This window comes from Albidovulum sp. (assembly GCF_008933605.1).
GTDB lineage: Bacteria > Pseudomonadota > Alphaproteobacteria > Rhodobacterales > Rhodobacteraceae > Albidovulum.
In genome coordinates this window covers 32,638-44,470 of sequence record NZ_WBUS01000013.1, presented here as the reverse complement: position 1 = coordinate 44,470, position 11,833 = coordinate 32,638, and the positions used below count along the sequence as shown (strand labels likewise).

10 protein-coding genes are annotated in these 11,833 nt (G+C 67.6%); 3 read left to right on the top strand and 7 right to left on the bottom strand.

The window, feature by feature from the left end; all coding sequences use genetic code 11:
* Positions 1 to 85: 85 nt before the first annotated feature.
* The 3 genes from rnr to F9K34_RS03500 form a co-directional block, all read right to left on the bottom strand.
* Positions 86 to 2,338, bottom strand: coding sequence for a ribonuclease R (gene rnr, locus F9K34_RS03510; RefSeq protein WP_291335416.1), 2,253 nt, complete (start codon positions 2,336 to 2,338; stop codon positions 86 to 88).
* A 98-nt stretch (positions 2,339 to 2,436) separates the two neighbouring features.
* A complete protein-coding gene (dapE, locus tag F9K34_RS03505) occupies positions 2,437 to 3,576 on the bottom strand; it encodes a succinyl-diaminopimelate desuccinylase (protein ID WP_291335421.1) in 1,140 nt (379 codons plus the stop codon).
* Between the two features lie 95 nt (positions 3,577 to 3,671).
* A complete protein-coding gene (locus tag F9K34_RS03500; RefSeq protein WP_291335414.1) occupies positions 3,672 to 4,460 on the bottom strand; it encodes an exodeoxyribonuclease III in 789 nt (262 codons plus the stop codon).
* Between the two features lie 127 nt (positions 4,461 to 4,587).
* Between F9K34_RS03500 and F9K34_RS03495 the strand changes: the two genes are divergently transcribed.
* Entirely contained in the window at positions 4,588 to 5,136 is a 549-nt protein-coding gene (locus F9K34_RS03495) for a hypothetical protein (RefSeq protein WP_291335411.1), read from the top strand.
* A 277-nt stretch (positions 5,137 to 5,413) separates the two neighbouring features.
* Here the strand turns inward: F9K34_RS03495 and F9K34_RS03490 are convergent, their stop codons facing one another.
* The gene (locus F9K34_RS03490) at positions 5,414 to 6,100 is read right to left on the bottom strand and encodes a response regulator transcription factor (RefSeq protein ID WP_291335409.1); all 687 of its coding nucleotides are present in this window, start codon (positions 6,098 to 6,100) and stop codon (positions 5,414 to 5,416) included.
* Positions 6,101 to 6,264: 164 nt separating this feature from the next.
* On the opposite strand from F9K34_RS03490, the gene ribA reads away from it, so the two are divergent.
* Both ribA and F9K34_RS03480 read left to right on the top strand, forming a co-directional pair.
* Positions 6,265 to 7,353 (top strand): GTP cyclohydrolase II, encoded by a 1,089-nt coding sequence (ribA, locus tag F9K34_RS03485; RefSeq protein ID WP_291335407.1) that lies wholly within the window; start codon positions 6,265 to 6,267, stop codon positions 7,351 to 7,353.
* On the top strand, positions 7,350 to 7,862 hold the full coding sequence (locus F9K34_RS03480) for a L,D-transpeptidase family protein (protein ID WP_291335405.1): 513 nt from the start codon (positions 7,350 to 7,352) through the stop codon (positions 7,860 to 7,862). The genes ribA and F9K34_RS03480 overlap by 4 nt, the downstream gene beginning before the upstream one ends.
* Here the strand turns inward: F9K34_RS03480 and F9K34_RS03475 are convergent.
* From F9K34_RS03475 to F9K34_RS03465, 3 genes are all read right to left on the bottom strand, one after another.
* Positions 7,847 to 8,506: a YggS family pyridoxal phosphate-dependent enzyme gene (locus tag F9K34_RS03475; protein ID WP_291335403.1), complete on the bottom strand. Its 660-nt coding sequence runs from the start codon at positions 8,504 to 8,506 to the stop codon at positions 7,847 to 7,849. The two genes, F9K34_RS03480 and F9K34_RS03475, sit on opposite strands and share 16 nt — an antisense overlap.
* The gene (locus tag F9K34_RS03470; protein ID WP_291335401.1) at positions 8,493 to 10,658 is read right to left on the bottom strand and encodes a tetratricopeptide repeat-containing sulfotransferase family protein; all 2,166 of its coding nucleotides are present in this window, start codon (positions 10,656 to 10,658) and stop codon (positions 8,493 to 8,495) included. Before F9K34_RS03470 ends, F9K34_RS03475 begins: the two co-directional genes overlap by 14 nt.
* 140 nt (positions 10,659 to 10,798) lie before the next feature.
* Entirely contained in the window at positions 10,799 to 11,749 is a 951-nt protein-coding gene (locus tag F9K34_RS03465; protein ID WP_291335399.1) for a porin, read from the bottom strand.
* Between the last annotated feature and the right edge of the window lie 84 nt (positions 11,750 to 11,833).

Genomic DNA, 11,833 nt, shown 5'->3' with positions numbered 1-11,833 from the left:
ATGTGCCACCTGCCCTGCCGTTTTTCGTTTGGCCGGAGTGTAGCGTGAGGCCGCGCTTCGTGAAAGCCGCCGGCAGATCGCGCCCTCAGCGGCGGCGCGTGACCTTGCGCCCCGACTTCGCCGCCCCCGGGGCGGCCCGACCCGACCGCCGCGTCGAGGGCCTGCCGCGCCTGGCCGATGCGCCACCGGGCATGCCCCGCCCCTCGATTTCGAGAAGTTCAAGCCTCAGCCCGCCCGTCACCGGCACCGCCTCGGCCAGCCGCACCGTGACGCGCTGCCCCATGCCGATCACCAGCCCCGTATCCGCCCCCATCAGCGTCTCGGTCCTCGGATCGTAATGGAAGAACTCCCGCCCGAGCGTGCGGATTGGAATCAGCCCGTCCGCCCCCGTCTCCGTCAGCTTCACGAAGAGCCCGAAGCGCGTGACGCCGCTCACCCGGCCCTCGAACTCGGCGCCGACCCGGTCGGAGAGATAGGCCGCGAGATAGCGGTCCGTCGTGTCGCGTTCGGCCGCCATCGACCGGCGCTCGGTTTCCGAGATGTGCTGGGCCGTCTCTTCCAGCCGCTCGATGTCCTCGGCCGAAAGCCCGTCCTTTCCCCAGCCGTGCCCCGAGATGAGGGCGCGGTGCACGATCAGGTCGGAATAGCGCCGGATCGGCGAGGTGAAGTGGGCGTAGGATTTCAGCGCCAGCCCGAAGTGGCCGAAGTTCTCGGGATGATAGTAGGCCTGCGTCATCGACCTGAGCGTGGTGATGTTCAGAAGCTCGTCGAAATCCGTGCCCTCGGCCTGCGCGAGAAGCCGGTTCAGGTGCTCGGTCTTCAGGACCTGCCCCTTGGCAAGCGTGAAGCCCGAGGCCTCGGCCACCTCGCGCAGAGCGTCGAGTTTCAGCGGCGAAGGTTCCTCGTGCACACGGTAGAGGAGCGGGCGGCGCAGCCGGATCAGTTCCTCGGCGGCGGCCACGTTGGCGAGGATCATGAATTCCTCGATCAGCCGATGGGCGTCGAACCGTTCGCGGAAGGCCACCGAAGCGACACGGCCGTCCTCGGTCAGCTCGATCTTCCGCTCCGGCAGGTCAAGGTCGAGCGGCTGGCGCATCGCGCGCGCGACCTTCGTGGCCTCGTAGGCGGCGTAGAGGGGCGCGATGACCTCCTCCATGATGCCCGCGCAACGGTCGTTCGGGCGGCCGTCACGCGCCTCCTGGACCTCGGTGTAGTTGAGGCTCGCCACCGACCGGATCATCGCGCGGGTGAAGCGGTGGGAGATCTTGCGGCCCTTCATGTCGAGCTTCATCCAGACGGCAAGGACCGCCCGCGCCACGCCCTCGTGCAAGGAACACAGGTCACCCGACAGCCGGTCGGGCAGCATCGGCACCACGCGGTCGGGGAAATAGGTCGAATTGCCCCTGTATCGCGCCTCGCGGTCGAGCGCCGATCCGGGCGTGACGTAGTGGGCGACATCGGCGATGGCGACCCACACGATGTGACCGCCCTCGTTCCTCGGGTCCTCGTCGGCATGGGCATAGCAGGCGTCGTCATGGTCGCGTGCATCCGCCGGGTCGATGGTGACGAAGGGCAGATGCCGCAGGTCCTCGCGGTCGCCCAAGGCGGCCGGCTTCATCCGGTCGGCCTCCTCGATCGCGGCGTCGGGGAAGTCGTCGGGGATGCCATGCTGATGGATGGCGATGAGCGAGACCGCCTTCGGCGCGGCAGGATCGCCCAGCCGCTCGACGATCCGGGCGCGTGGCAACCCCATGCGCCCCTTCGCCCCGGCCTGCTCCGCCTCCACCAGTTCGCCGTCCTTCGCGCCCTGCGTCGCCTCCGCACCGACGACCCATTCCTTGTCCGACCCTTTGTCGATGGAAACGATCCGCCCGCCCTCTGCCCCCTTGCGGAAGATACCGAGGACCTTCAGCGGATTGGTCCCGATCTTGCGGATCAGGCGCGCTTCGTACTGGTGATCCTCGCCCCGCACCTCGTTGACGCGGGCGAGCACGCGGTCACCCTCCGCCACCGGCGCGTCGGCCTTGCGCGGCAGGAACAGGATGCGCGGCTCCGGCCCCTCGCCCTGCCATTCCACGGCCCGGGCGAACTGGTCGCCGTTCCGGTCGGGCGCCAGGATGATCAGGATCGTCACTGGCGGCAGCTTGTCGGCGTCACGATAGGACTTGCGCCGCCGTTCCAGCGTTCCCTCGGCCTCAAGCTCCTTCAGGAGACGTTTCAGCTCGATCCGCTCCGCCCCCTTGATGCCGAAAGCCTTGGCGATGTCGCGCTTGGCTGAAAGCCCGGGGTTCTCGGCGATCCAGTCGAGGATTTCGGTCTTGGAGGGAATGCGCGCCATGCGCTTCAGCTACCATGGCCAAAGGGGCGCGTCATGCGCTTTCGTCGCGGTCGAGGGGTTGCCGCCTGCCGTGTCCGCGGCATCTTCCCGATGCGGCGTCAGGCAAAATAATCCCTCAGGACACGGCCGTAGACCGCCTTCAGCTGATGGATCTGCGCGACTTTGACCCGCTCGTCCACCTGGTGCATGGTCTTGCCGACAAGGCCGAACTCCACCACCGGGCAATGATCCTTCACGAAGCGCGCGTCCGAGGTTCCGCCCGAGGTGGACAGGACCGGCTCCACCCCCGTCTCGGCACGCACGGAGCTGGCGACCAACCGCACGAAGTCGCCCGGCGGCGTGAGGAAGCTTTCGCCTGAGACCACGACGGAAAGTGCGAAACGAACGCCCGTTTCGGTCTCCACCTTGGCCGCTTCCGCCTTCAGCCAGTCTGCTAGGCTTTTCGACGTGTGGGCGTCGTTGAAGCGGATGTTCACCGTGGCGCGGGCCTTCGCCGGGATCACGTTCGATGCCGGGTTGCCGGTGTCGATCGTGGTGATCGCCAGCGTCGATGCATCGAAATGCTCTGTTCCCTCGTCGAGCGGATGCGAGGCCACGCGGTCCATCAGCCGCACCATGGCGTGAAGCGGGTTCTTCGCCCGGTGGGGGTAGGCCGAATGACCCTGAACCCCCTGCGCCTCGAAATGCACGGTCATTGAGCCGCGCCGGCCGATCTTCATCATCTCGCCCATGCGTTCGGGGCACGTGGGTTCCCCCACGAGGCAGACCGACATCTGCTCGCCCCGCGCGCGCATCCAGTCGAGAAGGGCCACGGTGCCATCGGTGCCCGGTCCCTCCTCGTCGCCGGTGATGGTCAGCACGATGGCGCCGTCGGGCGGCGTCTGCCGCACAAAGTCCGCGGCCGCCGCGGCAAAGGCCGCCACGCCCGATTTCATGTCGGTGGCTCCCCTGCCCCAGAGCCAGCCGTCGACGATTTCTCCACCGAAGGGATCGCGCGTCCAGGCCGCCGCGTCGCCCACCGGCACCACATCCGTATGGCCGTTGAAGCCGAAGGTCCGGTTGGCACCTTTCCGCCCCCAGCGGGCAAAAAGATTGGACGTGCCGTCGCGGTCGACCCGGTGACATTCGAAGCCGGCGCCCTCCAGCAGGTCCTGAAGCAGCACCAGCGCCCCCCCTTCCTCGGGCGTGACGGAGGGGCAGCGGATCAGGTCGGCGGTCAGGCGGACGGGGTCCACGATCTGGGTCACGGGATGCGCTCCTTCCAGGGTGGGTACAGCGATAGCCGCATCGCCGGCCGGTCGCAATCCGCCGGACCGCATCGGCCCTCCGCCGGTCACAGGTCGAAGCTCGCGAAGACCGGGGCGTGATCGGAGGGCTGTTCCCAGCCCCGCGCCGCCCGAAGGATGCGGCTGCCGTGCCCGGCGCCCGCGATGTCGGGCGTAGCCCAGACATGGTCGAGCCGCCGCCCCTTGTCGGCCGCGTCCCAGTCGGGCGCGCGGTAGGACCACCAACTGTAGAGAAGCCCCTGCGGAATGTCCTGGCGGGTGATGTCCACCCAGCCGCCTGCCTCCTGCGCCTGTCCGAGCAGCTCGGTCTCCACCGGCGTATGGCTGACGATCTTCAAGAGGCTCTTGTGGTTCCAGACGTCGTCCTCCCGCGGGGCGATGTTGAGATCACCTACAAGGATCGCCCGGCGCGGCCGCTCCGCCCGCGCCCAGTCGCGCATGGCGGCGACATAGTCGAGCTTCTGGCCGAACTTCACGTTCTCGTCCCGGTCGGGGATGTCACCGCCTGCAGGGACATAGAAGTTGTGGACCGTCACGCCATTCTCGAGCTCCGCCGCGATGTGGCGGGCGTGACCGAGATCGGCGAAGTCGTGGGCCGACACTTCCCGCAGCGGCAGTCTCGACAGGATCGCGACGCCGTTGTAGCCCTTCTGTCCACGGGCGACCATGTGGCCGTAGCCGAGGGCCCGGAACGCAGCGAGCGGGATCTTCTCCACCGGCGCCTTGCATTCCTGCAGGCAGAGGACATCCGGCGCCTCCTCCTGCATGAGCCGCGATACAAGCGCCTCGCGCAGGCGGACGGAGTTGATGTTCCAGGTGGCGATGGTGAAGGCCATGGGCGGTTCCTTTCCGATGCGGGCGCGACCATAAGCGCGCGCGCCGCTTTGGCCAAGTCCGGGCGGCACGGCTTGCCGAGGCTGCGGGCCCGTGCAAGATGTACCGAAGACGCCGAATGGAGGCCCCATGCGCCCGATCCGCCTCGCCGCGCTGCTTGCCACCCTGCTTCTAGCCCTGCCGGCAGCCGCCCGCCCGCTCGCGAAGGCGGAGGCACGGGCGCTCGACACGGCGATCACCGCCTACCTTGGTGCCATCGCGGAGGGGGATGCCGAAGCCGTGGTCGCGGCGATGCCGCCCCGAGTCCTCGCGATCTTCGCCGCCGCCACCGGGCTGGAGGAAAAGGCGTTGAGGACCACGCTCGTGGAGCAGACGGGCGCCCTGATGCGGGGCACGAAGGTCAGCGACCTCTCGGCCGACCAGTCCGCGCTCGACGCCGGAGACGAAACGCTCGCGGACGGTGCAACCGTCGTCTGGGTCATCGTCCCCACCGCGTTCGTGAGCGAGGCGGAGGGCAAAGCCGCCCGCAACGAGCAGCCGCTGCTCGCGCTCCGCGAGGGCAAGGCCTGGCACCTCCTCCGGATCGACGGGAAGGAGCGGCGCGATGTTGCGGCCCTTGCCTATCCGTTCCTGGCGGGAAGGGAATTCCCCGAGGCAAAGACCACGCCGGTCGAATGACCGCCGGCCCTCTGCGCCGCGACCGCGGTCTCCGGCCGTTCGTCCCGACCGGCGCGGCGTCGAACCTCGGCGACGGGGTTGCGGCCGTAGCCTCTTCCTGGCTAGACCCTACCGACTCGAAACGCGCTGCTCGTCCCATCGGTCGCAATCCGGGGCGCCTGCCGCAGTGCCTGTTCGCGCCGTAGGCCGGAAAAAATGGCCGGGCACAAGGCCCGGCCAGTCCAACAGGGAGGATGCCGCATCATGACCCCGGTGCGGCGAGGGGATAGGGGGGAGCCTATGCGACCAGACGATAGCCCCCGGATTCGGTCACAAGAAGGCGGGCGTTTGACGGATCGGGTTCGATTTTCTGGCGCAAGCGGTAGATATGCGTCTCCAGGGTGTGGGTCGTGACACCGGCATTGTAGCCCCAGACCTCATGCAGGAGCACATCGCGCGGCACCACGCCCTCGGTCGCGCGGTAGAGGAACTTCAGGATGTTCGTCTCCTTCTCGGTGAGCCGGATCTTCCGGTCGCGCTCGTCGATCAGCATCTTCATCGCCGGCTTGAACGTATAGGGCCCAAGCTGGAACACCGCGTCCTCCGACTGCTCGTGGGTGCGCAACTGCGCCCGGATGCGGGCGAGCAGGACCGGGAACTTGAAGGGTTTCGTCACATAGTCGTTGGCACCCGCGTCAAGGCCAAGGATCGTGTCCGCGTCGCCATCGTGGCCCGTCAGCATCAGGATCGGGCACTTGACGCCCTGCTTGCGCATCTTCTTGCAAAGCTCACGGCCATCGGTGTCCGGAAGCCCCACGTCGAGGATCACGAGATCATAGATTCCCGCCTTCACCTTTTCGATTCCCTCGACGCCGGTCGCGGCCTCGAAGACATCGAAATCTTCGGTGGAGACGAGCTGTTCGGCCAACGCCTCGCGCAGGTCCTCGTCATCATCGACAAGCAGGATCTTCTTCACGTTCGCCATGTCGATTTCCTCCGTCTGTCCTCAGTCAATCAGATGCGCGCCGGTCCGCTTTGACACAAGTCAACGCCCCGAAGGCTCACGCGGTCGTGTCGCCAGGATTGCAAATGTTTCAATTTACTTCCGGGCAGACTATCTAGGGGGCACCGATCCGCACGGACTGAAACATGCCCCTCGGCCCCGATATCGTCGAACGGTTGAATCGCGCCCGCGCCGACCTGCGCATGGGCGTGCCGGTGGCGCTGGTCGCCGGGGGCCGGGGTGCGCTCGCGCTTGCGGCCGAGGCGCTCGACCCTGCCCGCCTCGCCGCCCTCGCGGCGATGGGACCGATGACACTCGCCATCACCGACAAGCGAGCGGCGACGCTGAAGGCCCGCGCCTACGACGGCGACGTGGCGCGGCTCGTAGTTCCCACCGACGCGACACCCGCATGGGTGGCGGCCATCGCCGACCCGGCGGGGGACCTTGCCTCACCCCTGAAGGGCCCGCTCCAGAGCCGGCGCGACGGCGACGCAGTCTTTGCGCGTGCGGCGATCCAGCTTTCGAAATCCGCCCGCCTGCTTCCGGCCTCCCTGCTCGTCCCCGTCGCGGACCCGGCCGGTCTCGCCAGTGCCGAGGGACTCACCCTGCTCGACTGGGACCGCGCCGCAGCCGTGCTGTCGGCGTCGGCGCCGCTGCATCCAGTTGTCTCCGCACGCGTGCCGATGGAGGCCGCCGAGGCCGGGCGGCTCCATGTCTTCCGCCCCGAGGACGGCGGCGAGGAACATTACGCCATCGAGATCGGCAATCCGCCGCGCGAGGCGCCCGTGCTCGCCCGGCTCCATTCCGCCTGCTTCACCGGCGACCTCCTCGGCAGCCTGAAATGCGACTGCGGCCCGCAGCTTCGCGCCGCGCTCGCCCAGATGGGCGCGGAAGGTGCGGGGGTGCTGCTCTACCTAAACCAGGAAGGGCGTGGGATCGGGCTGGCAAACAAGATGCGCGCCTATTCGCTCCAGGACCAGGGTTTCGACACCGTCGAGGCCAACCACCGGCTCGGCTTCGAGGACGACGAGCGCGACTTCCGCCTCGGCGCGGCGATCCTGAAGAAACTTGGCTTTTCCTCGGTGCGGCTCCTGACCAACAACCCCGCCAAGGTGCGGATGATGGAGGCCATGGGCATCGCCGTGACCGAGCGCGTTCCCCTCAAGGTCGGCCATACCCGCCACAATGCCGCCTACCTCGCCACCAAGGCGAAGAAGTCGGGGCATCTTCTGTGACCCCGGCCGAGCTAGTCGTCACCCCCACCGGCGTCCGCTTCGCCGGCCGCCTGTTGCCGGTCAGCCTTGGCCGGGCCGGTATCGTCACCGACAAGCGTGAAGGCGACGGGGCGACACCTGCCGGCGTGCACCGTGTCATCGGGCTCCTCTACCGGCCGGACCGGATCGCGGCACATGTCCTGCCGGCCTGGGCCCGGCCCATTCATCCGCAGGACCGCTGGTGCGATCTTTCCGGCCACCCCGACTACAACCACCTCACCCGGAAAGCCTTCGGCAAGAGCGCCGAGCGGCTGCGCCGCGCCGACCCGCTCTACGACCTGATCCTGCCGCTCGACTGGAACTGGCCCGACGCAGTGCCCGGGAAGGGCTCTGCGATCTTCATCCACCAGTGGCGCCGCCCCGGTTACCCGACCGCCGGCTGCCTCGCCTTCTGCCGGCGCGACCTCTTCTTCATCGCCCGCCATGCCGCGCCCGGAACGCGGGTCGTCGTCCCTCAGCGCGGTCCGTAGTCGCGGGCGCCGAAGATGGCAGAGCCGACCCGGACATGCGTCGCACCGAGCGCGATCGCGGTCTCGAAATCGGCGCTCATGCCCATCGAGAGGCCCGACAGGCCGTTCCGCGCGGCCATCCCCGCCAGCTGCGAGAAATGTGGTGCCGGATCCTCGCCTTCCGGCGGGATGCACATGAGGCCGCCGAGTGCCAGACCCAGGGACCGGCAGTCTGCGATGAAACTGTCAACCTCGGCCGGCAGGACGCCGCCCTTCTGCGGCTCCTCGCCCGTGTTCACCTGGACGAAGAGTTCCGGACAGGCCCCCCGGGCTTCCGCCAGGCGCGCCAGCTTCTCGGCGAGCGAGGGACGGTCAAGCGTGTGGATCGCGTCGAAAAGCTCCACGGCTGCCTTGGCCTTGTTGGTCTGCAACGGCCCGATCATGTGCAGCTCGACCGGCCCGAACCGCTCGCGCAGCGCCGGCCATTTCGCGGCCGCCTCCTGCACGTAGTTCTCGCCGAACACCCGGTGGCCCTCGGCCAGTACGGCCTCCACCCGGTCGAGCGGCTGGACCTTGGAGACGGCGATGAGCTTCACCGATGCTTCCGGCCGCCCGGCGACGCGCTCTGCCTCGCGGATCCGCCCGACGATCTCAGCCAGCGACATGGCCATCCTTCTTCAACTGATCGAGCATCGGCTCCAGGTCCTTCTCGTAGCGCTGCCAGAGTGCGACCGAGGCCTTGGTGATCGGCTGGCGCACCTGATAGACGGAAAGCGTCTCCACCTTGCGCTTGTTCTCGTGGAAGCTGAGGCAGGCATCCTCCCACTCGAGCCCGCAGGCGGCGATCAGCTTGCGCGTCTCCTCCTCGGGATTGGCGACCAGGTCCTCGTACTGCACCTCGTAGAACCAGTCGGGCACGCGTTCCCGCCAGAAGTCGATCATGTCGACGAAGGTGGTGTAGAACTTCGCCAGATCGCGCTGGTCGTAGGCATAAAGGTGCGTGTCGTCGGGGAACTTGTTCTTGTAGATCGACAGGAGGTTGTCGCGCGGGTCGCGGCGGACGATCACGAAGCGCGACTTCGGCAGCGCGAGCTTCACCAGCCCCAGATACATGTAGGTCTGGATCGACTTGTCGGTGATCCGGTCTGACTCCGGGAACCGCTCGCGGATGAAGGTCTCGAACCGGCGGCCGAGGCCGGCAATTTCGTCCATCGCCGGCGGGTGCATCTTCATCGGGTTTTTCGGATCGGTGATCAGAACCTGCGCCGCACGCGCACATTCGCCGATCTCGCCCGCCCCGGTGACGCTGGAATGGCTCGCGATGATCTGCTCAATCAGCGTCGTCCCGGACCTCGGCATGCCGGTCACGAAGATCGGTGCGAAATCGGTGGTGCCCTCGATCCTCGTGCCGTGCCAATCCATCCCGGCGAAGGCGGCCTTCGTTTCGGCCACCTGCTGGAACCGCTGGTCGATGCCATAGGGCGACATCTTGCGCATCAGCGTGTTGGCCTCGTCGAGGTAGCGGAAGACGTGGCCGTAGTCCTTCACGTCCTCAAGCGCCTTGGCGATCGCGAAACCCATGTTCATCCGGTCGGTCGGCAACATTGCCGGGTCATCGTAGCGCGCGAGCATCATGTCGATCACCGGATCGCCAGGCTTCGCCTTGTGTGACATGATGAAGGCGCGGAAGTTCTCGCCGTTCAGCGGGTCGATCTCGAACCCCTTGCGGAACAGCGCCTCGGCCGCATCGAAATCGCCGAGCGTCTGAAGGAGAAGCGCCTTGCCTCCCACGGCGATGGGCGCGTTCTCGTCGAGGGAGAGCGCGCGGTCATAGTTGGCCATCGCCTCGCCGTCCTTGCCTAGCCGCGCCTGCGCCTGCGCCAGAAGCGCCACCATCTGGGCCGTACCGCCCTGCGTCGTCTCCACCCCGCGCGCCAGCGCGGCCTCGGCCTTGGCATAGTTCTTGAGCCGCGTGTGGGCGTTCCCCAACGCCATCCAGAGCGGCGGAGCATCCGCGCCGCCGGCACGGGCACGTTCGAGAAGCGTCACGGCAAGGGCGGGCTGACCCGCTTGCGTGAGGCTGGTTGCCAGATTGACAAGGGCGGAGGCAAGGCCGGGTGCAAGCGTCACCGCCTTGCGAAACAACTGCACCGCCTCTTCCTCGCGCTTGCGGTCGATGAGGAAGCGGCCGAGGTTGTCGTAGGCTTCGGCGTAGCCGGGATCGGTTTCGATGGCCTTGCGGAAGCTCGCCTCGGCAGAGGCCAGCTTTCCTTCCTGCGCCTGCGCCGTTCCGAGGATGTTCAGCGCGAGGGCGGAGCCGGGATGCTGCCGCAACATCGCCGTCGCGAGACGTTCGGCCTCGGCCGGCTTGCCGGAGTCGAGAAGTGCGAGAAGCCTGCGGATATCGGCTGGCTTCATGCCGCCGGTCGCGGGTCGGGTCCGGGCGCGATGCGCACCGAACCTGTCCTGCAACGCGATGCGCGTCTCGATGGCAAGGGGGGCGGTCCTCAGCGCCTTGAGGAACCCGGCCTCGGTTTCCGGGTCGGCGCCGAGCGCGACCGCCTCCGCCCAGGCGGACCAGACCGCCGCTTCTCCCGGGCGGAGCTGCGCCGCCACGCCGAAGTGCTGGAATGCCCGATCGAACCGATTGGTGGCGGTGAAGATGCGGCCTGCCTGGAAATGCGCCTCGGGCACCTTCGGGTTGGCCTCGATGATCGCGCCGTAGCCCCGGATCGCAGTCTCGAGGTCGCCCTTCTTGTGCGCCTGAAGCGCCCTGGCATAGGTGGCCTGGATCTCTGCCCCCGTCATCGCGCGCATCGCCACTTCACCCCATATCCCGGACCGGCGCGGACCTTAGCCGCGGGGTGCGGCAATGTCGAGTTGGCTGCGCCCCGCGGCCTTCAAATGAAAAGAGCGGGCCGAAGCCCGCTCTTTCCGGATTGCTTCCGATCCGGAGATCAGAACGACAGGCCGAGACCCAGCGAGAACGAGTTGTCGCCAGCGCCGTTGCCGGCCAGGCCGTTGTCGCTCGCGCCGTAGCCGGCCATCGCGACCGCGCCGCCGCCGAGGTCGTAGTTCGCGACCACGCCCCAGCCCGAGGGATCGGACACGCCCGCGACGGAGGCTTCGTACACACCGTAGTTCACGCCGACGGTGAGGGCGCCGGTGGTGTAGGCAACGCCAACACCCATCCAGCTGTCGGACAGGACGCCGTTGCCGACCGCGTCCGAGGTGCCGTCGAGGTCAGCATAGCCGAAAGCGACCGAGAAGCCGTTCGACATGGCGGCCGAGGCGCTGAGACCCCAGACGCTGTTCACGCCGTTGTCCTGGTAGCCGAGGCCGACGCCGACATCCATGCCGCCCATCTGGCCGGACCACTTGCCGCCGAGGCCGAACACGGTGTCGCCCACGCCGGTGTCGTCCATCTCGGCCGAGAGACCGGCCGCGAAGTCACCGAACGAGTACTCGTAGCGCATGATCTGGTTGTCATAGGTCGCATCGAGACCGGTGAACCAGTAGGCGCCCGCATGGGTCGAGTGGTCGTCGGTGAGCGAGGTGCCGGTGTAGATTTCCGACAGGGCCCAGTCGAACGCGCCATCGGTCTCACCGAGGGTGATCTTGCCGAAGGTGCCCGAAACCCAGAACGCTTCGTCGTCGAAGGTCGGCGCGCCGTTGATCGCACCACCGCCGTTGGTGTCGTCGAGCTGGACCTTGCCGCCGAATTCGACGCCGTTGTCCATCGTGCCCGAGAAGTTGAAGTTGATCACGACGTCGTTGTGGAACTGCGTCTCGATCAGGTCGCCGCCGGCGATACCCATTTCGGCGTAGCCCGACAGCGTGACTTCCGCAGCCGCGGCGGCGCCGGCGAAGCCGACGAGCGCGGTGGAAGCAAGAAGAATCTTTTTCATTTCGTATTCCCTCGTTGATCTCAAGGTAGGCCCAACTCAGGGGAATCCGAATTGGGTATGCCCCTATTTCCGCCGTCGGCCCTG

Bases quoted from the DNA above. Each gene is read 5' to 3' on its own strand.
- ribA (WP_291335407.1), top strand. From the start codon at position 6,265: ATGCCCCTCGGCCCCGATATCGTCGAACGGTTGAATCGCGCCCGCGCC.
- F9K34_RS03465 (WP_291335399.1), bottom strand. From the start codon at position 11,749: ATGAAAAAGATTCTTCTTGCTTCCACCGCGCTCGTCGGCTTCGCCGGC.
- F9K34_RS03500 (WP_291335414.1), bottom strand. From the start codon at position 4,460: ATGGCCTTCACCATCGCCACCTGGAACATCAACTCCGTCCGCCTGCGC.
- F9K34_RS03475 (WP_291335403.1), bottom strand. From the start codon at position 8,506: ATGTCGCTGGCTGAGATCGTCGGGCGGATCCGCGAGGCAGAGCGCGTC.
- rnr (WP_291335416.1), bottom strand. From the start codon at position 2,338: ATGGCGCGCATTCCCTCCAAGACCGAAATCCTCGACTGGATCGCCGAG.
- F9K34_RS03470 (WP_291335401.1), bottom strand. From the start codon at position 10,658: ATGCGCGCGATGACGGGGGCAGAGATCCAGGCCACCTATGCCAGGGCG.
- F9K34_RS03490 (WP_291335409.1), bottom strand. From the start codon at position 6,100: ATGGCGAACGTGAAGAAGATCCTGCTTGTCGATGATGACGAGGACCTG.
- F9K34_RS03495 (WP_291335411.1), top strand. From the start codon at position 4,588: ATGCGCCCGATCCGCCTCGCCGCGCTGCTTGCCACCCTGCTTCTAGCC.